General features: G+C 68.0%; 25 protein-coding genes. 15 read left to right on the forward strand and 10 right to left on the reverse strand.

The window, feature by feature from the left end; all coding sequences use genetic code 11:
• Nucleotides 1–80 precede the first annotated feature (80 nt).
• On the reverse strand, nucleotides 81–896 hold the full coding sequence (locus ACWDTP_RS15360; protein ID WP_450021104.1) for an enoyl-CoA hydratase: 816 nt from the start codon (nucleotides 894–896) through the stop codon (nucleotides 81–83).
• A 109-nt stretch (nucleotides 897–1,005) separates the two neighbouring features.
• Between ACWDTP_RS15360 and ACWDTP_RS15365 the strand changes: the two genes are divergently transcribed.
• The 3 genes from ACWDTP_RS15365 to ACWDTP_RS15375 are packed head-to-tail and all read left to right on the forward strand — an operon-like array spanning nucleotide 1,006 to nucleotide 3,925.
• Nucleotides 1,006–2,097 (forward strand): CaiB/BaiF CoA transferase family protein, encoded by a 1,092-nt coding sequence (locus ACWDTP_RS15365; RefSeq protein WP_450021106.1) that lies wholly within the window; start codon nucleotides 1,006–1,008, stop codon nucleotides 2,095–2,097.
• Between the two features lie 53 nt (nucleotides 2,098–2,150).
• On the forward strand, nucleotides 2,151–2,903 hold the full coding sequence (locus ACWDTP_RS15370) for a 3-hydroxyacyl-CoA dehydrogenase (protein WP_450021108.1): 753 nt from the start codon (nucleotides 2,151–2,153) through the stop codon (nucleotides 2,901–2,903).
• A gap of 5 nt (nucleotides 2,904–2,908) precedes the next feature.
• Nucleotides 2,909–3,925: an NAD(P)H-dependent flavin oxidoreductase gene (locus ACWDTP_RS15375; protein ID WP_450021110.1), complete on the forward strand. Its 1,017-nt coding sequence runs from the start codon at nucleotides 2,909–2,911 to the stop codon at nucleotides 3,923–3,925.
• Nucleotides 3,926–4,024: 99 nt separating this feature from the next.
• Here the strand turns inward: ACWDTP_RS15375 and ACWDTP_RS15380 are convergent, their stop codons facing one another.
• On the reverse strand, nucleotides 4,025–4,156 hold the full coding sequence (locus ACWDTP_RS15380) for a hypothetical protein (RefSeq protein WP_450021186.1): 132 nt from the start codon (nucleotides 4,154–4,156) through the stop codon (nucleotides 4,025–4,027).
• 103 nt (nucleotides 4,157–4,259) lie between these two features.
• A complete protein-coding gene (locus ACWDTP_RS15385) occupies nucleotides 4,260–4,808 on the reverse strand; it encodes a DoxX family protein (protein ID WP_450021112.1) in 549 nt (182 codons plus the stop codon).
• Between the two features lie 183 nt (nucleotides 4,809–4,991).
• Between ACWDTP_RS15385 and ACWDTP_RS15390 the strand changes: the two genes are divergently transcribed.
• From ACWDTP_RS15390 to ACWDTP_RS15400, 3 genes are read left to right on the forward strand one after another with little or no spacing between them, the layout of a single operon-like run.
• Nucleotides 4,992–7,301, forward strand: a complete 2,310-nt coding sequence (locus ACWDTP_RS15390; protein ID WP_450021114.1) for an MMPL family transporter — start codon at nucleotides 4,992–4,994, stop codon at nucleotides 7,299–7,301.
• 52 nt (nucleotides 7,302–7,353) lie between these two features.
• Entirely contained in the window at nucleotides 7,354–7,986 is a 633-nt protein-coding gene (locus ACWDTP_RS15395) for a TetR/AcrR family transcriptional regulator (RefSeq protein ID WP_450021180.1), read from the forward strand.
• Nucleotides 7,979–8,620: a class I SAM-dependent methyltransferase gene (locus ACWDTP_RS15400; protein ID WP_450021116.1), complete on the forward strand. Its 642-nt coding sequence runs from the start codon at nucleotides 7,979–7,981 to the stop codon at nucleotides 8,618–8,620. Before ACWDTP_RS15395 ends, ACWDTP_RS15400 begins: the two co-directional genes overlap by 8 nt.
• Here ACWDTP_RS15400 and ACWDTP_RS15405 read toward each other — a convergent pair.
• Nucleotides 8,570–9,322 carry an NAD-dependent deacylase gene (locus ACWDTP_RS15405; RefSeq protein WP_450021118.1) on the reverse strand — a complete coding sequence of 251 codons (753 nt, stop codon included), beginning with the start codon at nucleotides 9,320–9,322 and terminating at the stop codon, nucleotides 8,570–8,572. The genes ACWDTP_RS15400 and ACWDTP_RS15405 overlap by 51 nt on opposite strands.
• 37 nt (nucleotides 9,323–9,359) lie before the next feature.
• Here ACWDTP_RS15405 and ACWDTP_RS15410 point away from each other — a divergent pair, with 37 nt between their 5' ends.
• On the forward strand, nucleotides 9,360–9,725 hold the full coding sequence (locus ACWDTP_RS15410; RefSeq protein WP_450021120.1) for a GntR family transcriptional regulator: 366 nt from the start codon (nucleotides 9,360–9,362) through the stop codon (nucleotides 9,723–9,725).
• Nucleotides 9,726–9,854: 129 nt separating this feature from the next.
• Here the strand turns inward: ACWDTP_RS15410 and ACWDTP_RS15415 are convergent, their stop codons facing one another.
• Genes ACWDTP_RS15415 through ACWDTP_RS15425 form a run of 3 tightly spaced genes read right to left on the reverse strand, consistent with a single transcriptional unit; the run spans nucleotide 9,855 to nucleotide 12,067 of the window.
• Entirely contained in the window at nucleotides 9,855–10,688 is an 834-nt protein-coding gene (locus tag ACWDTP_RS15415) for a class I SAM-dependent methyltransferase (protein ID WP_450021122.1), read from the reverse strand.
• A 24-nt stretch (nucleotides 10,689–10,712) separates the two neighbouring features.
• Nucleotides 10,713–11,228 (reverse strand): DUF1697 domain-containing protein, encoded by a 516-nt coding sequence (locus ACWDTP_RS15420; protein WP_450021124.1) that lies wholly within the window; start codon nucleotides 11,226–11,228, stop codon nucleotides 10,713–10,715.
• The gene (locus ACWDTP_RS15425; protein WP_450021126.1) at nucleotides 11,225–12,067 is read right to left on the reverse strand and encodes a class I SAM-dependent methyltransferase; all 843 of its coding nucleotides are present in this window, start codon (nucleotides 12,065–12,067) and stop codon (nucleotides 11,225–11,227) included. Before ACWDTP_RS15425 ends, ACWDTP_RS15420 begins: the two co-directional genes overlap by 4 nt.
• Before the next feature lie 31 nt (nucleotides 12,068–12,098).
• Here ACWDTP_RS15425 and ACWDTP_RS15430 point away from each other — a divergent pair, with 31 nt between their 5' ends.
• Together ACWDTP_RS15430 and ACWDTP_RS15435 are read left to right on the forward strand one after the other, a co-directional pair.
• The gene (locus ACWDTP_RS15430) at nucleotides 12,099–12,542 is read left to right on the forward strand and encodes a PPOX class F420-dependent oxidoreductase (protein ID WP_450021128.1); all 444 of its coding nucleotides are present in this window, start codon (nucleotides 12,099–12,101) and stop codon (nucleotides 12,540–12,542) included.
• Between the two features lie 61 nt (nucleotides 12,543–12,603).
• Nucleotides 12,604–12,771, forward strand: coding sequence for a DUF5302 domain-containing protein (locus ACWDTP_RS15435; RefSeq protein ID WP_450021130.1), 168 nt, complete (start codon nucleotides 12,604–12,606; stop codon nucleotides 12,769–12,771).
• 31 nt (nucleotides 12,772–12,802) lie between these two features.
• Here ACWDTP_RS15435 and ACWDTP_RS15440 read toward each other — a convergent pair whose 3' ends face one another.
• Nucleotides 12,803–14,176 carry an acyltransferase family protein gene (locus tag ACWDTP_RS15440; RefSeq protein WP_450021132.1) on the reverse strand — a complete coding sequence of 458 codons (1,374 nt, stop codon included), beginning with the start codon at nucleotides 14,174–14,176 and terminating at the stop codon, nucleotides 12,803–12,805.
• 387 nt (nucleotides 14,177–14,563) lie between these two features.
• Here ACWDTP_RS15440 and ACWDTP_RS15445 point away from each other — a divergent pair, with 387 nt between their 5' ends.
• The 3 genes from ACWDTP_RS15445 (at nucleotide 14,564) to ACWDTP_RS15455 (ending at nucleotide 17,246) form a co-directional block, all read left to right on the forward strand.
• Entirely contained in the window at nucleotides 14,564–15,880 is a 1,317-nt protein-coding gene (locus tag ACWDTP_RS15445) for an MFS transporter (protein WP_450021134.1), read from the forward strand.
• A gap of 116 nt (nucleotides 15,881–15,996) precedes the next feature.
• A complete protein-coding gene (locus ACWDTP_RS15450) occupies nucleotides 15,997–16,308 on the forward strand; it encodes a Dabb family protein (protein WP_450021136.1) in 312 nt (103 codons plus the stop codon).
• Nucleotides 16,305–17,246 (forward strand): cyclase family protein, encoded by a 942-nt coding sequence (locus tag ACWDTP_RS15455; protein ID WP_450021138.1) that lies wholly within the window; start codon nucleotides 16,305–16,307, stop codon nucleotides 17,244–17,246. Before ACWDTP_RS15450 ends, ACWDTP_RS15455 begins: the two co-directional genes overlap by 4 nt.
• Here ACWDTP_RS15455 and ACWDTP_RS15460 read toward each other — a convergent pair.
• Nucleotides 17,240–17,410, reverse strand: a complete 171-nt coding sequence (locus ACWDTP_RS15460; protein ID WP_450021188.1) for a hypothetical protein — start codon at nucleotides 17,408–17,410, stop codon at nucleotides 17,240–17,242. The two genes, ACWDTP_RS15455 and ACWDTP_RS15460, sit on opposite strands and share 7 nt — an antisense overlap.
• Here ACWDTP_RS15460 and ACWDTP_RS15465 point away from each other — a divergent pair.
• The 3 genes from ACWDTP_RS15465 to ACWDTP_RS15475 all read left to right on the forward strand — a co-directional run bounded on the left by ACWDTP_RS15465 (nucleotide 17,336) and on the right by ACWDTP_RS15475 (nucleotide 18,730).
• Nucleotides 17,336–17,671, forward strand: coding sequence for a nitrilase-related carbon-nitrogen hydrolase (locus ACWDTP_RS15465; RefSeq protein ID WP_450021182.1), 336 nt, complete (start codon nucleotides 17,336–17,338; stop codon nucleotides 17,669–17,671). The two genes, ACWDTP_RS15460 and ACWDTP_RS15465, sit on opposite strands and share 75 nt — an antisense overlap.
• Entirely contained in the window at nucleotides 17,590–18,138 is a 549-nt protein-coding gene (locus ACWDTP_RS15470; protein ID WP_450021140.1) for a nitrilase-related carbon-nitrogen hydrolase, read from the forward strand. The genes ACWDTP_RS15465 and ACWDTP_RS15470 overlap by 82 nt, the downstream gene beginning before the upstream one ends.
• A gap of 103 nt (nucleotides 18,139–18,241) precedes the next feature.
• Nucleotides 18,242–18,730, forward strand: a complete 489-nt coding sequence (locus ACWDTP_RS15475) for a MarR family winged helix-turn-helix transcriptional regulator (RefSeq protein ID WP_450021142.1) — start codon at nucleotides 18,242–18,244, stop codon at nucleotides 18,728–18,730.
• Nucleotides 18,731–18,749: 19 nt separating this feature from the next.
• Here the strand turns inward: ACWDTP_RS15475 and ACWDTP_RS15480 are convergent, their stop codons facing one another.
• A complete protein-coding gene (locus ACWDTP_RS15480) occupies nucleotides 18,750–19,478 on the reverse strand; it encodes a GntR family transcriptional regulator (RefSeq protein ID WP_450021144.1) in 729 nt (242 codons plus the stop codon).
• Between the last annotated feature and the right edge of the window lie 44 nt (nucleotides 19,479–19,522).

The raw sequence follows: 19,522 nt of genomic DNA on the forward strand, positions 1-19,522 counted from the left end.
ACCGATTGAGTCTGAGCGGGTTTCAGGGGACTTTCGCGTCTGCTCGGCGAGAGATCTCGCCGAGAGAGCTCGCGGAGGGGTCAGGAGTCGGTGAACTCCGGGCGCCGGCTCTGCTGGAAGGCGCGGGTGCCCTCGCGGAAGTCGTTCGACCCCAGCAGTTCCAGCTGACCGGTGCGTTCCCTGGTGAACGCACCGTCGAGTTCGGTGAGGGTTGCCGCGTTGACGGCGTCCTTGGTCTTGCGCAGCGCCACCGCCGGGCCCGAAACCAGTTTCGCGATGACCTTGTCCACCGCGGCGTCGAGTTCGGCGGCCGGGTGTACGCCGCTGACCAGCCCCCAGTCGTACGCGTCGGCCGCGGTGAGCCGCTCAGCCAGCAACGCCAACCGCATGGCCCGGATCCGGCCGACGGCCGCGGCCACCAACGCTGACGCACCGCCGTCGGGCATCAGGCCGATCTTGGTGAACGCCAGCAGGAAGAACGCCTCCTCGGCGGCCAGCACCACGTCGCAGGCGAGCGCCAGCGACACCCCGACCCCCGCGGCCGGTCCCTGTACCACGGCCACAACGGGTTTCGGTAGGGCCACGATGGATCCGACCGCCCGGTTGGCCGCGTCCAGCACGCCCGCGGCGTCGTGGCTCTTGGCGTTCTGGTCCTCCTCGCTCAGGCCGGCACCGGAACTGAATCCGCGACCGGCGCCACCGAGACGCACCACCCGCACGGCCGGATCGGTCGCCGCGCGCTCGATCGCCTCGGCCACCGCGGTCAGCATGTCCTGGGTGAGGGAGTTGAGGCTGTCGGGCCGGTTCAGCGTCACCGACAGCACACCATCGGTGAGCGTCACCGACACATCGTCGATATCGGGATATTCGCGGGTCCTGGACTCAGCGGAAGTCATCTATGCACCTTAAGTCGGGGTCGGTTCGGACCGTCCCAGTCGAGAAGGTTATACAAGTAAGCGATGTCGGCGGTCAACTGAGGCCTAACACGCGGAGGGCGGTTTGAGCATGGCGGGACCATTACAGGGTTTGCGGGTTGTCGAGTTGGCCGGGATCGGTCCGGGTCCGCACGCGGCGATGATCCTCGGCGACCTGGGCGCCGATGTGGTCCGCATCGAGCGGCCGGCCCGTGGCGGCGGGGTCCCCGCCGGTGAGCGCGACGCGATGTTGCGCAACCGCCGTTCGGTGGCCGCCGACCTCAAGAGCGACGAGGGTCGCGAGCTGGTGCTCAGGCTCATCGCCAAGGCCGACGTGCTCATCGAGGGGTACCGCCCCGGGGTCACCGAGCGGCTCGGCCTCGGTCCCGAGGACTGCGCGAAGGTCAACGGCCGGTTGATCTATGCCCGGATGACGGGGTGGGGTCAGGAAGGTCCGCGGGCCCTGCAGGCCGGCCACGACATCAACTACATCTCGCTCAACGGGCTGCTGCATGCCGTCGGCCGCAAGGGGGAGCGGCCAGTGCCGCCGCTGAACCTGGCGGGCGATTTCGGCGGCGGGTCGATGTTCCTGCTCGTCGGCATCCTCTCGGCGCTGTTCGAACGGCAGGCGTCGGGTAAGGGGCAGGTGGTCGACGCCGCGATGGTCGACGGCTCGTCGGTGCTGATGCAGATGATGTGGGGCTTTCGGGCCACCGGTATGTGGTCGGACGAGCGTGGCACCAACATGCTCGACACCGGCGCGCCCTACTACGACACCTACGAGACCGCCGACGGACGCTATATGGCGGTCGGCGCGATCGAACCGCAGTTCTACGCCGCGCTGCTGGCCGGGTTGGGTCTGGACGCCGCCGATCTGCCCGGACAGAACGATGTGAGCCGGTGGCCCGAACTGCGGGCGGTGTTCACCGAGGCGTTCGCGAAGCATGACCGCGACCACTGGGCCAAGGTGTTCAACGGCACCGACGCGTGTGCGACGCCGGTGCTGTCGTTCGCCGAGGTGCTCACCGAACCGCACATCGCCGAGCGCGACACTTTCTATGACGACGACGGGAATCTGCAGCCGATGCCCGCGCCGCGGTTCTCCCGCAGTGCCCTGGCCGAACCGACGCCGCCGGGGGAGCGCGGAGCGGACACCGAGGCGGTCCTGCGCGACTGGGTATAGTCCCCAACCAACCAGTGGGTCGGCACATGGCCGGCCGGAGAGGAATGCGGTAAGTGGAGATCAAAGATGCGGTGGCCGTCGTCACCGGAGGCGCATCCGGCCTCGGCCTGGCCACCACCAAACGCCTGCTCGACGCGGGCGCCCAGGTGGTGGTCGTCGACCTCAAGGGCGAAGAGGTGGTGACCGACCTGGGGGATCGGGCCCGCTTCGTCGCCACCGATGTCACCGACGAGGACGGTGTGGCCAAGGCGCTCGACGTCGCCGAGTCGATGGGCCCGGTGCGGATCAACGTCAACTGCGCGGGCATCGGCAATGCCGTCAAGACCCTGTCCAAGAACGGGGCATTCCCGCTCGACGCGTTCCGCAAGGTCGTCGAGGTCAACCTGATCGGCACGTTCAACGTGATCAGGCTGGCCGCCGAGCGGATCGCCAAGAATGAGCCGCTCGGCGAGGAGCGCGGCGTCATCGTCAACACCGCATCGGTCGCGGCGTTCGACGGTCAGATCGGACAGGCCGCGTATTCGGCGTCCAAGGGTGGGGTGGTCGGGATGACCCTGCCGATCGCCCGCGACCTGTCACGGGAGCTGATCCGGGTGGTCACCATCGCCCCCGGCCTGTTCAAGACCCCGCTGCTGGGCTCGCTGCCCGAGGAGGCGCAGCGCTCGCTGGGCCAGCAGGTGCCGCACCCGGCCCGGCTCGGCGACCCCGCCGAGTACGGCGCGCTCGCGCAGCACATCATCGAGAACCCGATGCTCAACGGCGAGGTGATCCGCCTCGACGGCGCGATCCGGATGGCCCCGAGGTAATCGCGATGACTCTCAACACGAAGTTCACCGAGGTCTTCGGGATCGAGCACCCGATCGTGCAGGGTGGCATGCAGTGGGTGGGGCGCGCCGAACTGGTCGCGGCGGTCGCCAATGCGGGCGCCTTGGGCTTCATCACCGCGCTGACCCAGCCGACGCCGGCCGACCTGGCCCGCGAGATCGAGCGGTGCCGTGAGCTCACCGACAAGCCGTTCGGGGTGAACCTGACGATCCTGCCGACCATCAACCCGCCGCCCTATGACGAGTACCGCCAGGTCATCGTCGACGCCGGGATCAAGATCGTCGAGACGGCCGGCTCCAATCCGGCGCCGCACCTGCCGATGTTTCACGCCAACGGGATCAAGGTGCTGCACAAGTGCACCTCGGTGCGGCATGCGATCAAGGCCCAGAGCCTGGGCGTCGACGGCATCAGCATCGACGGGTTCGAGTGCGCGGGGCATCCGGGCGAGGACGACATCCCGGGGCTGGTGCTGATCCCGGCGGCCGCGGCCAAGATCGACATCCCGCTCATCGCCTCGGGCGGTTTCGCCGATGCCCGTGGCCTGGTGGCCGCGCTGGCGCTGGGCGCCGACGGCGTCAACATGGGCTCGCGGTTCATGTGCACCGCCGAATCGGCGATCCACCAGAACGTCAAGGAGGCGATCGTGGCGGGCAGCGAGCTCGACACCGAGCTGATCTTCCGGCCGCTGCGCAATACCGCCAGGGTGGCCAGCAACACGGTGTCGCGTGAGGTGGTGCAGATCCTCAAGGACGGCGGTCAGTTCGAAGACGTCAAGGATCTGGTGGCCGGCAAGCGCGGGGTCAAGGTCTATGAGATCGGCGACCTGGACGCGGGCATCTGGTCGGTGGGTACGTCGATGGGGCTGATCAACGACATTCCGGCGGTCGGCGATCTGGTGTCGCGGATGGTGTCGGAGGCCGAGGTGCTGATCGGTGGGCGCCTGCTCAACATGATCGGCGCGGGTGAGGGCGAGGCCTCAGTCAAAGAAACGGTCCTCGCATAGCGAGGACCGTCTCGTTGTCGGATCAAAGATCCTGGTCAGGGAGCCGCCCGACCGGGCAAACTCCACCGGGAAGCGCGCGCTGCGAGGCGCGCGCTTTTCTCATACCGCGGTTGGCAGCGTCTGGAGGTCGTCGAACTGCTCCGAGGTGTCACCCTCGACCAGGACATCGCCGTGGTAGAGAGCCTCGAAGTCGACCTTGATGACATCGGCACTGGTGTCGTCGATCCACATGGCACTGAGCGTATTGGTCACCATTAAGGATTCATTGAGTCACGATTCGGAAAATGGTGGCAATACTACTTCTGGGTAGGTTTCCGGCCGGTAGCCCGTCCGATCAGCCGGCCGGTGCGGTGACCTGGAACGGGTTGGTCCCGTTCAGCGCGATCCAGGTGACGATCGCGACGGCGACGCCGATCAGCAGCAGGCCCACCGCGACGGCCCGCGGGGCGCGGGACCGGCCGAATATCCGGTGGTCCACCGACAGCGCGCCGGCGCCGGTGAACAGCAGAGCGGCCGCGCCGAAGGCGATCAGGAACGGCACGTTGAACGGGTCGGACCAGAAGGTGCCCGCCGATATGTTGACTGCCCAGGCGTCGACCATGGCGCCGATCACCGCGCATGCGGCCAGCGGGGTGAGCAGGCCGAGCAGCAGGCCGATGCCGCCGAGGGTCTCGGCCGCGGTCACCATGAAGGCGCCGAACGCCGGCAGCCGCCAGCCGCTCGACTCCATGAACTCGACAGTGGTGTCGAAGTCGAAGGCCTTGATCAGGCCGGCCTGAATCATGGCGGCGCCGGTGGCGATGCGCAGGATCAGCAGTCCGGTGTCGGTCATCGTGTCGGTGGTGCCGGTGGAGCCGGCGAGAGCGGTGGTGTTGTTCGTCATGAGCAGCCAGACCCTTCGTCGTCGCGAAACTCATCGCCGTATGGCGGTTAGCCGGAGTGTGAACAACCAGTGTGAACAATCCGGGGCCGCGCCTCGTGTCTATCGGCAAACCGAGCGATTGACAGCCCTAAGTTATCGTAGTTAAGTTAACGGCGCTATTGTTCGGGCCCGAGAGGACATGCCGTGCTGAACCGGATCGCCACCCTGGCACTCGCCGCGCCGCGCCGCGTCCTCGTCATCGCCGCCCTGGTCATGGTGGCCGCGGGGATCTTCGGCGTCCCGGTCGCCAACAGCCTGTCCGCCGGCGGATTCCAGGACCCCACCGCGGAATCGGCGCAGGCCACCCGGCTGCTGGCGGACAAATTCGACCGCGGCGATATGCAACTGGTGATCAGCGTGACCGCCGCCGACGGGGTGCGCGGCGCCGCGGCCACCCGCACCGGCACCGATATCGCCGCACAACTGCGGGAGTCGCCCTATGTGACCCAGGTCAGCTCGGCCTGGACCGCGCCGGGTGGGCCGGCCGGGCCCGCCGCGTCGGCGCTGATCAGCGAGGACGGCAAAACCGGACTGATCGTCGCGGGGATCACCGGCGGTGAGAGCGGGGCGCAGAAACACGCCAAGGAACTGACCGGCCGGCTGGTGCACGACCGGGACGGTGTGACGGTGCGGGCCGGCGGCGAGGCCATGGTGTACGTGCAGATCAACGGGCAGAGCGAGAAGGACCTGTTGATGATGGAGTCGATCGCCATCCCGCTGAGCTTCGTGGTGCTGGTGTGGGTGTTCGGCGGGCTGCTGGCGGCGGCCCTGCCGCTGGCGGTCGGCGGTTTCGCGATCCTCGGTTCGCTCGCGGTGCTGCGGCTGTTCACCATGGTCACCGACGTGTCGATCTTCGCGCTCAACCTCACCGTCGCGATGGGTCTGGCGCTCGCGATCGACTACACGCTGCTCATCGTCAGCCGGTACCGCGACGAACTCGCCGAGGGCGCCGACCGGGACGCCGCGCTGCGGCGGACCATGGCCACGGCGGGCCGTACGGTGCTGTTCTCGGCGATGACGGTGGCGTTGTCGATGGTCGCCATGGTGCTGTTCCCGATGTACTTCCTGAAATCCTTCGCCTATGCCGGGATCGCGGTGGTCGCGCTGGCCGCCTTCGCCGCGATCGTGCTGGCGCCCGCGGCGATCGTGCTGCTCGGCGACCGGCTGGACGCGTTCGACGTCCGCCGGGTGGCCCGCCGGATGTTCTCCCGGCCCGAACCGGTGCACCGGCCGATCGAGCAGACCTTCTGGTACCGGTCGACGAAAACCGTCATGCGCCGGTCGGTTCCGGTCGGGCTCGCGATCGTCGTGCTGCTGCTGGTGCTCGGCGCACCGTTCCTCGGCATCAAATGGGGTTTCCCCGACGACCGGGTGCTGCCGGAATCGGCGTCGGCCCGCCAGATCGGTGACACCCTGCGCAACGATTTCGCCGTCGATTCGGCGACCGATGTGACGGTCGTGCTGCCCGACGCCACCGGTGTCACGCCGGCCGAACTCGACCGCTACGCCGGCGACCTGTCCCGGGTCACCGACGTGGTCGCGGTGTCGGCACCCGGCGGCACCTTCGTCGACGGCCGCCGGGTCGGGCCGCCCGCGGCGGCCACCGGATTGGCCGGGGGCAGTGCGTATCTGACGGTCGGCAGCGACGCACCGTTGTTCAGCGATGCCTCGGAGGCCCAACTCGACGCCCTGCACGCCGTCGCCGCGCCCGGCGATGTGCAGCTCACCGGGCTGGCCCAGGTCAACCGGGACAGTTCGGAGGCGATCACGTCACGGTTGCCGCTGGTGCTCGGGGTGATCGCCGCGATCACCTTCATTCTGTTGTTCCTGCTCACCGGCAGTGTGATCCTTCCGCTGAAAGCCTTGGTGCTCAACGTGTTATCGCTTTCGGCGGCGTTCGGTGCCCTGGTCTGGATCTTCCAGGACGGACATCTCGGGGCGCTCGGCACCACCCCGACCGGAACCCTGGTGGCCAACCTGCCGGTGCTGCTGTTCTGCATCGCCTTCGGCCTGTCGATGGACTACGAGGTGTTCCTGGTGTCGCGGATCCGGGAGTACTGGCTGACCTCCGAGCGGGACCAGCCGGGGCTCGCCCCTCGCGTCCGCAACGACGAGAGCGTGGCGCTCGGTCTGGCCCGCACCGGCCGGGTGGTGACCGCGGCCGCCCTGCTGATGTCGATCTCGTTCGCGGCGCTGATCGCCGCCCAGGTGGCGTTCATGCGGATGTTCGGCCTCGGGCTGACCGTGGCGATCCTGGTCGACGCCACGTTGGTCCGGATGCTGCTGGTGCCCTCCTTCATGCACCTGATGGGCCGGTGGAACTGGTGGGCACCGGCACCGCTGGCCCGCCTGCACCGCAGGATCGGTATCAGCGAGTCCGGTGAACCGGCCGGGCCGCCACCAGGCGCCGCACCGGGGCCGGCGGCACCGCACGATCGTGCCGGGGCTCGGTAACGTGGCGGACGAACCCCTGCGGCGCAGACGCGCCCCGCGCGGCTCGGGGGAGATGCTGCGCGACGAGATCCTCGACGCCGCGACCGAGCTGTTGCTGGAAACCGGTCACGCCAAGGCGGTTTCGATCCGGGCGGTGGCTCAGCGGGTCGGTGTCACGCCGCCGTCGATCTACCTGCACTTCGCCGATAAGGACGCGCTGCTCGACGCCGTGTGCGCGCGGTACTTCGAGAAGCTGGACCGGGAGATGCAGCGGGTGGCGGTCGATCAGCCGTCCACCATCGAGGTGCTGCGCGCCCAGGGGCTGGCCTATGTGAGCTTCGCCCGCCGCACCCCCGAGCTGTACCGGTTGGCCACGATGGGTGAGGGCAGGCCGGGCAGCGATGTCGACGTGACGCTGAACAGCTCGGCCTTCGTCCACATGCGCACCACCGTGCAGATCCTGATGGACGAGGGGATCTACCCGAGCGGCGACGCCACCGCGATGGCCCTGGAGCTGTGGACGGCCGCGCACGGGGTGGCCGCCATGTTGATCGCCAAGCCGTACCTGCCGTGGGGTGACACCGAGGATTTCACCGACCGGGTATTGCGGGCGGTCTGCACCGGACAGATCGTCTCGGGCATCATCGGGACCGACCTCGCGCCGGGGGAGATGGTGGCACGGATGAAGGGATTCGCCGATGGCTGACGTGGGAACCGTGGACAACCCGTTCTTCGCCGGACTGTGGAAGACCCTGGCGGCCCACGAACCGGAATCGCTGCGCAGGCTGCGGGGCGAGAACCTGGCCGGGCTGACCGGCCGGGTGCTTGAGGTCGGGGCGGGCACGGGGACCAACTTCGCGTTCTATCCCACGACGGTGGCCGAGGTGGTGGCGATCGAGCCCGAACGCCGACTCGCCGAGGCCGCCCGCCGGTCCGCGGCCGGTGCGCCGGTTCCGGTCACTGTCACCGGCGACACCATTGAGCGGTTCGCGAGTGCGCAGCCGTTCGACGCGGTGGTCTGCTCGCTGGTGCTGTGCTCGATCGGGGATCCCGATACCGTCCTGCGGCAACTGTTCTCGGTGTTGCGTCCGGGCGGTGAGTTGCGCTATCTGGAGCACGTCGCCGGCACCGGCCACCGGGCGCGGCTGCAGCGGCTCGCCGATGCCACGGTGTGGCCGCGGCTGTTCGGCAACTGTCACACTCATCGGTACACCGAGCGGGCCATCGCGGCTGCCGGCTTCGCGGTCGAGGGCGCCAGGCGCGAGTCGACCATGCCGGCCTGGGTGCCGCTACCGGTGTCGGAGTTCGCCATCGGCCGCGCGCTGCGACCCGTCCAATAGGGCCGGCAGCCGCTGCAAAAGCCCTGGCAGAGCGGTGGCCGCGGTCTCCCGCAGCGACACCGTCGCACTGTCGGACAGCGGGGTGCGCTCCGGATTGACCTCGATCACCGGGATATCCGCGGCCAGCGCGGCCTCGGGCAGGCCGGCGGCCGGGTAGACCACCGAACTGGTGCCCGCCACCACCACCAGGTCCGAGCTGCTGACCGCGAGCACCGACCGCTGCCAGGCCCGCTCGGGCAGGGCCTCGCCGAACCAGACCACGTTCGGCCGGATCAGGCCACTGCACACGCACACCGGCGGTTCGACGGCCTCGACCGGCTCGGGCATCTCGGGCAGATCGCCCTCGAACTGTGAACCGCAAGCGTCGCAAAGAAATTCGAACAGGCTGCCGTGCAGATGGTGAACCTTCGTGCTGCCCGCCCGCTCGTGCAGGTTGTCCACGTTCTGGGTGGCGACCTCGACGTCGGCGTAATCCTGCCAGGCGGCCACGGCGCGGTGTCCGTCGTTCGGTTCGACCCCGTCCATCATGTAATGCCGCCACAGGTACCAGGCCCACACCTTCTCCGGGTGCCGCTGCCAACCCTCCGTGCTGGAGATCTCGTAGGGGTCGACGTTCGCCCACAGACCGGTCTCGACATCGCGGAAAGTGGGGACACCGCTCTCGGCCGAGATACCTGCCCCGCTGAGCACAGTCACTTTCACGCCACCCAACGTAGCGGCTTTGGGCGATACTGGGCACGTGGCCGAGTTGGGGGATTGGGTTCATGTTGACGGTGACGGCGCCAAGCCGTTGTTCGATCAGCTTCGGGTTCAAATCATCGAGGGCATAAGGGACGGGCGGTTATCGCCGGGGACCAGACTGCCCACGGTGCGTGAACTCGCAGGTCAGATCGGGCTTGCGGTCAATACGGTGGCACGGGCGTATCGGGAGCTGGAGGCGGCAGGGGTCCTGGAGACCCGGGGCCGGTACGGCACCTTCGTCGCCCGCGCCGATCCGGCCGACGCCGCGATGGCGGCCGCCGCGAACTCGTTCGCCGAGGCGGCCAGGGCGCTCGGCATCGGCAAATCCGACGCGTTGCGCTACCTCGACGCGGTGTTCGACTGACGCCTGCGATTTTCGCGCCGAGCGTGGGACTTATGTACGAAAACCGGGTCGGTTGCGTGTATATCCCCCACGCTCGGCGAAGGGTGTCATCCGTCATCCGTTGCATTTCGGCACCGCGCCGGTGCCCGCTCAGCCGAACTCGAGCAGGGTCAGCACCGGCCGGACCGGATCGAGCAGCGGCAGCCGCTGGACCGCCCACACCAGGGCGTTGTAGACCCTGCCCCTGGCCGCGGGCAGCGGCATCTCCCGCACGCTCCGCACCCCGGGGATGGTGTTCACCAGGTCGGCGGCCTGCGCCGGGGTCAGGCTGAAGGGCATCGGCGGCACCCGGTAGCGCCTGGACGTGCGCATACCGCGGCGGGCCCATGCGGCGAACCAGGCCGGCGGCAGATCGAAGGCCATCTGCCCGCCGGGGAACCGGCGGGCGCACTCACCGATCAGCCCCATCGCCTCATCGGGCTGCAGATACATCAGCAGACCCTCGGCCGTGATGAACACCCCGTCGGCCGGGTCGACGCGGTCCATCCAGCTGAAGTCCAGCGCCGACTGGGCGCACGAGGTGACCCGGTCCGAGGGCTCCAGCAACTTATCGCGCAGCTCCACCATGGGCGGGAGATCGACGGTGAGCCAACGGAACTGGTCGCCCAAGCCGGCCGCGCCGAGCCGGTAGAAGCTGGTCTGCAAGCCCTCGGCCAGGGCTACAACGGTGGCCTTGGGATGGTCGCGCAGATAATCGCGGGTGGCCCCGTCGAAGGTCAGTGCCCGCAACGCCATGTCCTGGCGGCGGCTGTAGCCGAACTTGGCGAAGTCGAAATCGATCGTGTCGACCAACCGCACCGCCATCGGGTCGTCGAGGATCCGGTCGGATCGGCGCGCCTCCTGGGCCCGCACCTGCAGCGTGAGCAGGGCGGTCTCCGAAACTCCGGTCAGCGACACCTTGGTGCGGGGCGGGTTCAATGTCACCCGGCCGAATCTACCGAAGCGGTCTCAACCCAACACCTTCTCCAGCGTGCGCAGGTTCCTGGTGGTGGTGCAGGACTTGTAGCGCTTCTTGCCCATGGTCCTGCCGATCGTGCTGTCCAGTGTCGCCGTCCGCGCCACCTGCCAGTAGACGACGCCGTCGCCGCGCCGGATCTTCTCGCCCGCACCCGCGGGCAGGGCCGCGAGCTCGTCGAGGACGTCCGGGTCGCTGACGAAGGTGACATAGGAATGATGGTCGGGCACCTCCCGCTCGAACGGATAGCCCGCCGAGATCGCCGCCACCTGATCAACGTCGTAGACCAGTACCCAGGCCTCGTAGCCGAAGGCCTCGCGCAGCGCCTTCTCGACGGTCGCGCGGACCGCGCCGGCGCCGGCGCGGCTGTGCAGCAACACGTTGCCGCTGGCCAAAATGGTTCGTACACCGGTGAACCCGGCGTCCGCCAGGGTTTTCGCCACATCGGCCATCTTGAGGTTGACCCCGCCGACGTTGACGCCACGCAGGAAGGCCACGTACCGCGTCACGTCGCGAACTCCAGCAGGGTCATGCCGGGCCGGTTGTGGCGCAGCAGCCTGACCCGGTCCAGTGCCGGGGACGCCAGGAGCTTGAAGATGCCGCGGCCGGGCGAGTAGTTGACGTCGCGTGCCGCCCGCACACCCGGGATGCGGTCGGGCAGCGCGAGCCCCTCGTCGGGGGTCAGCCCGAACGGCATCGCCGGGGCGATGTAACGGTCCGAGAGCTTGAAACTCCGCAGTGTGCGCCTGCTGAACCAGTGCGGGATGAAGTCGAACATGAACCGGCCGCCGGGGAAGCGTGCGGCGCAGTCCTCGATCAGGTTCAGCACATCGTCGGGCTCGAGGTACATCAACAGGCCCTCGGCGGTGATGAACACCCCGTCGGACGCGTCGACCCGGTCCATCCAGCTGCGGTCCAGTGCCGACTGCGCCAGCGCCACGATGCGGTCGTCGTCGGGCAGCAGCTGTTCGCGCAGCGCCATCACCGGTGGCAAATCGACCGAATACCAGGTCAACTCGTCGGCGACACCGGCCTGGTCCAGCCGCCAGAAGCTGGTTTGCAGACCTTCGGCCAGGGCCACCACCGAGGCCTTCGGATGCACCGACAGGTACTCGCGGGTGGCGGCGTCGAACGCCACTGCGCGCAACGCGTGGGACTGGTTCGGTTTGCCGAACTTGCGGTAGTCGTAGGCGATGGTGTCGAACAGGCTGACCGCCCACGGGTCCCGGATCGACCCGTCGGACCGCTTCGCCTCGGTCGCACGATTGTGCAGCGTCCACAGCGTGGTGGCCGAAACACCGTCGAGGGTGTTGCCGTCGATTTGAGGAATGCCAGACAGACCGGTCATTTTCCCGATCCTAGAGACGTAGGCTCGTCATATGGGGCGTCAGGTTTTCGACGACAAGCTGTTGGCATTGATCTGCGGCAACTCGATGGGGGTGCTCGCGACGATCAAACAGGACGGGCGGCCGCAGCTGTCGAATGTGTCCTACCACTTCGATCCGCGGGCGGTCGCGGTCGAGGTGTCGATCACCGAACCGCGGGCCAAGACCCGCAACCTGCGCCGCGATCCGAGGGCCTCGCTCCACGTGAGTTCCGACGACGGCTGGGCGTATGCGGTCGCGGAGGGGGACGCCGTGCTCACCCCGCCCGCCGCCGCGCCCGGCGACGATACGGTCGAGGCGCTGATCGCGTTGTACCGCAATATCGCCGGTGAACACCCGGACTGGGACGACTACCGGCGCGCCATGGTCGACGACCGCAGGGTGTTGCTGACGCTGCCGATCACTCATCTGTACGGTATGCCGCCGGGCCTGCGGTAGGCGCGCCGTCGGCAGTCAAAACCCGATGACGTCGGCCCCGTCCGCGCGCTACGCTGCCGCTATGGCTGAGACACCGGAAGACGACACCAAACGTAAGTTCCGGGAGGCGCTGGAACGCAAGCAGGCGAAATCGGCCGGGGGAGCTGACCACAAGGACGGTGGCCGGGACCAGCCCCGCGCGCACGGTCCGGTGGAGAACCGCCGCGAGTTCCGGCGCAAGAGCGGATAGCTCTGCGACCCGAGACTGCCTCAGGGATGCGTTACGACGACGTCGCGTGCCGCGCCGCGTAGTCACTGCGCTGAGGATCGGAGTCACCATGTGGCTGCAATCCTCGGCATTGATGATGAGCCGTCGCAGCCACCCAGCGCGCCGCGACGAGCGCGGCCAGCATCACCGCCACGCAGTACACCCCCTGATCCTTCAGGCCCCATGCCACCGAGGTCAGGGTCGCCGCCCCGGCCGCACACAGCAGCAGACCCACTGTGGCGCTGCGCATTCCGGCCGTGCCGACCGAGCCCCCGTCCCACAGGGCCAGCGGTGAGTTCTCCAGCGGGCGCAGCCCGACGAAGGCCGCCGCCACCAAACCCGCCATCACCGCCACCTGCAGCACCGACAGCGTGATGAAACCGGGGGCCGACGGGTCATAGCGGTCGAATCCCAGGTAGTCGAACATCAGATGCGTGGCCAGCAGCAGCGGCATATGCCACAGGTACAGCGTCATCGCACCCGAGTTGCCGATCGCGGCCAGCCACCACACCCTGGGCCGCCGGGCCCACCGCGCGATGGCGGGGGCCGCCGCGATCGCGAACGCGCACATCATGATCGCGTGCCCGGCCAGCAGCAGCGACGGTGGCGTCATGTTCTTGAGCTGCTGGGTCTCGATGCCGACCAGGCTGAGCTCGTAGGGGCCGAAGTACAGCAGGGCCAGGTTCACGCCGAGCATGCCGATCCCGAGGGTGAGCGCGGCCCGGCCGGTCAGCAGGCCGCGCCGGTAGGCGACGCCGAACATGCCGGGAATCAGCCACACCACGGTGTTGAGATAGCCGAGGGACGCATAGCCGTCGAGGTGGATCCGGATCGCGTCGACCAGCGCGACGAACCCGTAGCCGCAGGCCACGGCGCCGGCGAACCGTTCGGTGGTGGTGATCCGGGCCAGCAGGGGCACCGCGGCCAGCACCAGAACGTAGGCACCAAGGAACCACAGGAGCTGGATCGATATCCCGGCGACCGGTTCGTACACGTGCCGGGGGAGGACGAACCGCAGCACCGCCAGAGCCGCGGTCCAGAACGCCAGGTAGTAGAACACCGGGCGGTAGAGCCGGGTGCAGCGGCGCAGCAGCCAGCCGCCCCAGGCCGTTCCGGGCCGCCAGGACTGCACGGATGCCGCCACCCCGGCGAAGAAGAACAGCGGCATGATTTGGAAAACCCAGGTCAGGGCCTGGAAGACGGTGGATGCGGTGAGCAGGTTGCTCCACACGAAGACGTCGTCGCGGATCGTGCTGGTGGCCATGATGGTGTGCCCGATCACCACCCCGACCAGCGACCCGATGCGGATGACGTCGATGGCCCGGTCGCGGTCGGCCGGGGTGGCGGCCTCGACCTCGGCCGGGCTGGGGAACAACGGTGCTGTCATGGCTAGAACCGTATGGCTCGCCGGCCGGGTAGTCCTTAGGTAATAGCACTCAACGTCCCCGGCCGAGCAGACACAAACCTGCCCCAAATCGCCGGATTCGGAGCAGGTTTGCGTCTGCTGGCGGGGCTGTGACTAGGCGAAACACGGTGTACACGTCCGTCTTCAAATCTTAACGTTAAGACTTGACAGGACTGGGCCTTCAGTATTTAGAATGCTATTTGGTGTTATGGAGCTCACATCCACCGGTATGAGGGGAGTGTTCACAAGCATCCGACTCCAGTTAGCTGTGGCCGCCCGGTTCCCGAATCGGGCGTCGTCAACCGCAGCGGCGACCGCGCCATGCCGCCCACCACCCGGCACCCGCCAGCCCTCTCAGGAAGCAGGATCATGATCGAATCCGCGATGCCCGCCACGCGCGAGCGTCCCACCCGCGTCGTGGCGGCCAGCCTCACCGGCACCGTCATCGAGTGGTACGAGTTCTTCATCTACGGCACCTCGTCGGCGTTGGTGTTCAGCAAGCTGTTCTTCCCCAACTACGACTCATTCGTGGGAACCCTGTTGTCGCTGAGCACCTTTGCGATCGCATTCGTGGCGCGGCCGGTCGGCGCGGCGGTGGTCGGCCACTACGGTGACCGGATCGGTCGCAAGACCCTGCTCATCGTCACGCTGTGCATGATGGGCGGGGCGACCTTCCTGATGGGGTTGCTGCCCACCTACGCATCGATCGGCATCGCGGCACCGATCGCGCTGGTGGTGCTGCGCCTGATCCAGGGCGTCTCGCTGGGCGGGGAGTACGGCGGCGCGGTGCTGATGAGCGTCGAGCATGCCGAGCCCAAGCGGCGGGGGCTGTTCGGCGGAATCATCAATACCGGTGCCAGTTGCGGGCTCATCCTGGCCACCGCGGTGTTCTTCGTCTTGTCCTACCTGCCCGATGCGGCGTTCATGGCCTGGGGGTGGCGGGTCCCGTTCCTGCTCAGCGCGGTGCTGCTGGTGCTCGGCCTGGTCATCCGGCTCAAGATCGCCGAGAGCCCGGAGTTCGAGCAGGCCAAGAAGCGCGGCAAGGTGCAGAAGCTGCCGCTGTTGACGGTCGTCTCCGAACACGGTCGCCTGGTTCTGCTGATGGCGGTCTCCTACCTGCCCACCGGGGCGGTGTTCTACCTGTCGGCGGTGTTCTCGCTGAGCTACGGCACCGAGACCCTGGGCTTCTCGCGATCGGTGATGCTCGGACTGGTGTGCGGGACCAACATCATCGGTATCGCCGGCATCATCTACGGCGGAGCCCTGTCGGATCGGATGGGCCGCCAGCGCGTATTCATGCTCGGCGCACTGGGAATGGTGGCGGTGCCCTGGATCTGGTTCCTGATGATGGGCACGGCCAACCTCTGGGTGATGTTCGCCGCGTACCTCGTGCTGTTCGCGCCGTTCTGCCTGTCCTACGGCGCGATGCCGGCCTACTACGCGCAGGTGTTCCCGGTGCACATCCGCTACAGCGGGATGTCGATCGGGTACGGCATCGGCACCGTGTTGGGCGCGGGCCTCTCACCGCTGATCGCCACCGCCCTGCTGGGTACCGACAACAACTGGCCCGCGGTGGCGGCCTTCCTGAGCCTGCTGGCGGCGGCATCGTTCTTCGCCACCAGGCTGATGCCCACCCTCGCCGTTGGGCACGACGTCGCCGCGCGCTCGCCCCAGCCTGCTCAATAACCAAGGCTGTCAAGGGGGTTGGGGAGCCGGCGGTCGCTCGACAACCGCCCCTCGATGACCTAACCTGCAAGAGATAATAGAAAATAGCATTCTAAATACTATCGAGAGGATGACTCGTGATTCGACATGTCTTCGCCTGGAAGGTCGTCGACCCGCAGAACGCCGATTCGGTGATCGACCTGCTCGCCGAATACTCGAAGTCGCAGGAAGTGGTGCGCCACTTCGAGATCGGTGGCCACACCGGTGATCCCGGCGACAACGGCGACCCCTGGGACGGGGTGCTGATCACCGATTTCGACGACTGGGAGGGCCTGCGGGTCTACTCGGATCACCCCGACCACGTCAAACTCGTCGAGGTGTTGCTGCCGATGGTCAAGGAACGCGCCGTGATCGACTTCGTGCGCCAGGAAGGAGTGGCCCGGTCATGACCGCCGAAACCCTTGGCAAGCGCGCCAACATCCGGGTGGGGCAGAGCCCTCACGGGCCCGACGACGAGCGCGGTGCGCTCAACCTGTTGACCCCGCAGCGCGCGGCGGCGATCCTGGCGCGTGCCGACGCGAGCACCGTCTACGACCTGAGCATCGACTACTTCGTCGGGATGCCCAGCTTCCAGGCGGCCGGCGACCCGTCGTATCAGATCTACATGAGCCACACCCCGAACGGCACCGCCGTGGACAACCTCAACGGTCAAGGCGCGCAGGTCAACCGGCACGTCTGCTACTCCGGTGATGTGATCTTCATGTACACCCACACCGGCACCCACATCGACGCGCTCAACCACTTCGGCGTGGACGGCAAGATCTACAACGGATTCTCCGCCGAGGAGCACCTCGGCAGCCGGCATTGGATGCGCGGCGGTGCGGAGATGATCCCGCCGATCATCACTCGGGGTGTGCTCATCGACGTCGCCGGGCTCAAGAACGTCGACTGCCTGCCCGATTCGTATGCCATCACCGTCGAGGACCTGCAAGACGCGTTGTCGCGGAACGGATTGTCGCTGCAGGAGGGTGACATCGCATTCGTGCGGACCGGGCGGATGCGGTACTGGCCCGAAGGCGCGAAGGTGTTGGGGGATCCGCCCGGGTTGGGCTTGGAGGCCGCCCGCTGGATCACCGCGCAGAGCATCACCGCGATCGCCTCCGATCAGGAGTGTGTCGAGGTGGGCCCGTCCGAGCACGAGGACAACTGGCTGCCGGGGCATTGCCACTTCCTGGCCGAGGCGGGCGTGCCGATGATCGAGCTGGTCAACCTGGAGGAGCTGGCCCGCGACGAGGTGCACGAGTTCTGTGTGGTGGCCGCCCCGATCCGGTTGCGCGGTGCCTCCGGGGCGCCGTTGCGGCCCTTGGCCATCCCGCTGCGTCAATGAGTGTGCCGATGGACCGGGGCCAAGGCCGGGTGCTGCGGATCGCGCTGCTGCAGATCGCCTTCGACGAGGCCGAGGGCCCGGCGGCACGGGTGGCACGGGTCGCCGACATGGTCACCGCGCAGCGCGGCGTCGACCTGGTCGTGTTGCCTGAGCTGTGGGCTCACGGCGCGTTCACCCCGCGGCTGTGGGCGGAACGCGCCGAGCCTCTCGACGGCGAGCTGGTGCGACGGCTGAGCTCCGCGGCCCGGCGGGCCGGTGTGTACCTGCACGGGGCAGCATCATCGAGGCGGCCACGCCCCGGGCCGATCGTGGCGAACAGGGCCGTGGGCTGTGGAACACCTCGGTGGTGTTCGGCCCGGACGGTCGAATGCTGGCCTGCTACCGTAAGATTCACCGGTTCGGTTTCGGTGAGGGGGAGCCGCTGATGCTGGAGGCCGGCCGGACGGTGACCACCGTTCGGCTGGGGCCGGCGACGGCCGGGCTGGCCATCTGCTACGACCTGAGGTTCCCGGAACTGTTCCGCGCCTTGCTCACACAGGGCGCCGAGCTGTTCGTGGTGCCCGCCGCATGGCCCGCGGCCCGGCGCACCGACTGGGAGCTGCTGGGCCGGGCCCGAGCCTTGGAGAACCAGGCCTTCGTCGTGCAATGCAACACCGTGGGTGAGCAGGGTGGGCTGGCCATGGGCGGCGCCAGCCGCATCGTGGACCCCTACGGCCGGGTGATCGCCGCTGGCGGAGACGGTGAACAGGTCATCACGGCCGAGATCGATCTCGGCGTGGCTGCGGCGTTTCGCCGCGAGTTTCCCGCGCTCAATGACCGCCGGATCCCGGTGGGCGACGACGTGCACAGCAGCGCAACAGCCTTCGCCGGCGCGTCTGCCGCCCGAGATTGATTGTGGTCAGACCGAACACCCCCGACGTCGGAGTCGGGGGTGTTTCCGGTGTCGCCCCGCACCGGCTACCGTGACCCGGTGACGGGTTCCCGGGGAGGCGACGATGAGTGACCAAGTAGACGGCATTCTCGACCAATGGGCACACGAGTACCCGCAACTGGATGCCTCGCCGATGGGCATCGTCGGGCGGGTCTGGCGGTTGTCGCGCCACCTCGAACAGCAGGTGCAGACCGCGCTGGCCCAATTCGATTGCTCACTGGCCGATTTCGACGTCCTGGCGACGCTGCGGCGCAGTGGGCCGCCGTATTCGCTGACGGCCGGACAGCTGATGGAATCGGCGATGGTGACCTCGGGGGCCATCACCAACCGGGTCGACCGGCTCGTCGAACGCGGGCTGGTCACCCGGGAACCCAACGTCGACAACCGCCGGATCAAGCAGATCTCGTTGACCGCGGCCGGGCTCGACCTGGTGGACCGGATGATCCCGGTGCATGTGGCCAATGAGCGTCGCATGCTCGCACCCCTGACCAGCGCCGAGAACGCCAACCTGCGCGCGGTGCTGCGAAAGTTGCTGCACGCCTACGAATCCTGACCCGGCGCCGCGGAACTCGTCAGCCCGGGTTGGCGGACTCGGCGATCCCCATCGTGCGCAATGTCTCCATCGTGCCTGCCATCGATGCGTGCAGGTGTACCGCGAGCGCGGCGGCGACCGCATCGGGGTCGCGGGCCTCGATCTGGCGGGCGATTTCGTCGTGCTCGCGGGCCGCGGCCAGCTGCCGCTCGGGGGTGCGGCTCTTGATCACGTACCGCTCGCAGGTGTTCCACAGCATCCTCAGGTGCCGCTGCAGCACCCCCTCGCCGGCACCGCGGAACATCGCGAAATGAAAAGCCCTGTGGGCGTGCAGCATCTGCTCGCCCGCACCGGGCGCACCCTGCTCCGTCAGCGTGGCCATGGTGTCCAGCCAGTACCGCATCTCCTTGCCGATGGTGGCGTCGTCGCCGGTGGCGGCCCGCTGAGCGGCGATGACCTCGATGCGTTCGAAGATCTGATAGGCGTCGGTGATGTCGGCCATGTTCAGCGGCCGGACCACGGTGCCGCGCCGCGGAAGGTTGTCGACCAAGCATTCGGCCTCCAGCTGACGTACCGCCTCGCGCAGCGGCACCCGGCTCACCCCGAACTCCTCGGCCAGCGAATACACCGACAACTTCTGCCCGGGCTGAATCCGGCCGAGCACGATCCGGTCGCGAAGCTGTTCGACGACGAACTCGGTGACGGTTTCCGGCGGCGAGGCCCCGGCGGCCTTGCCGCCCGGTGCAGCAAATGAAGATGGCGTCGTCATCGTCCGTCGCTCCGCTGCGCGCGCATCAAAACAGCATACCGTAT

The sequence above is a fragment of the Mycobacterium sp. NPDC003449 genome (assembly GCF_053588415.1).

What these genes read in the sequence shown, in the direction of transcription:
- ACWDTP_RS15435 (WP_450021130.1), top strand. Translation starts at nt 12,604, where the DNA reads ATGGCTGAGACACCGGAAGACGACACCAAACGTAAGTTCCGGGAGGCG.
- ACWDTP_RS15365 (WP_450021106.1), top strand. Translation starts at nt 1,006, where the DNA reads ATGGCGGGACCATTACAGGGTTTGCGGGTTGTCGAGTTGGCCGGGATC.
- ACWDTP_RS15360 (WP_450021104.1), bottom strand. Translation starts at nt 896, where the DNA reads ATGACTTCCGCTGAGTCCAGGACCCGCGAATATCCCGATATCGACGAT.
- ACWDTP_RS15475 (WP_450021142.1), top strand. Translation starts at nt 18,242, where the DNA reads ATGAGTGACCAAGTAGACGGCATTCTCGACCAATGGGCACACGAGTAC.
- ACWDTP_RS15455 (WP_450021138.1), top strand. Translation starts at nt 16,305, where the DNA reads ATGACCGCCGAAACCCTTGGCAAGCGCGCCAACATCCGGGTGGGGCAG.
- ACWDTP_RS15480 (WP_450021144.1), bottom strand. Translation starts at nt 19,478, where the DNA reads ATGACGACGCCATCTTCATTTGCTGCACCGGGCGGCAAGGCCGCCGGG.
- ACWDTP_RS15440 (WP_450021132.1), bottom strand. Translation starts at nt 14,176, where the DNA reads ATGACAGCACCGTTGTTCCCCAGCCCGGCCGAGGTCGAGGCCGCCACC.
- ACWDTP_RS15380 (WP_450021186.1), bottom strand. Translation starts at nt 4,156, where the DNA reads ATGTGGATCGACGACACCAGTGCCGATGTCATCAAGGTCGACTTCGAG.
- ACWDTP_RS15445 (WP_450021134.1), top strand. Translation starts at nt 14,564, where the DNA reads ATGATCGAATCCGCGATGCCCGCCACGCGCGAGCGTCCCACCCGCGTC.
- ACWDTP_RS15425 (WP_450021126.1), bottom strand. Translation starts at nt 12,067, where the DNA reads ATGACCGGTCTGTCTGGCATTCCTCAAATCGACGGCAACACCCTCGAC.
- ACWDTP_RS15375 (WP_450021110.1), top strand. Translation starts at nt 2,909, where the DNA reads ATGACTCTCAACACGAAGTTCACCGAGGTCTTCGGGATCGAGCACCCG.
- ACWDTP_RS15430 (WP_450021128.1), top strand. Translation starts at nt 12,099, where the DNA reads ATGGGGCGTCAGGTTTTCGACGACAAGCTGTTGGCATTGATCTGCGGC.
- ACWDTP_RS15395 (WP_450021180.1), top strand. Translation starts at nt 7,354, where the DNA reads ATGCTGCGCGACGAGATCCTCGACGCCGCGACCGAGCTGTTGCTGGAA.
- ACWDTP_RS15385 (WP_450021112.1), bottom strand. Translation starts at nt 4,808, where the DNA reads ATGACGAACAACACCACCGCTCTCGCCGGCTCCACCGGCACCACCGAC.
- ACWDTP_RS15400 (WP_450021116.1), top strand. Translation starts at nt 7,979, where the DNA reads ATGGCTGACGTGGGAACCGTGGACAACCCGTTCTTCGCCGGACTGTGG.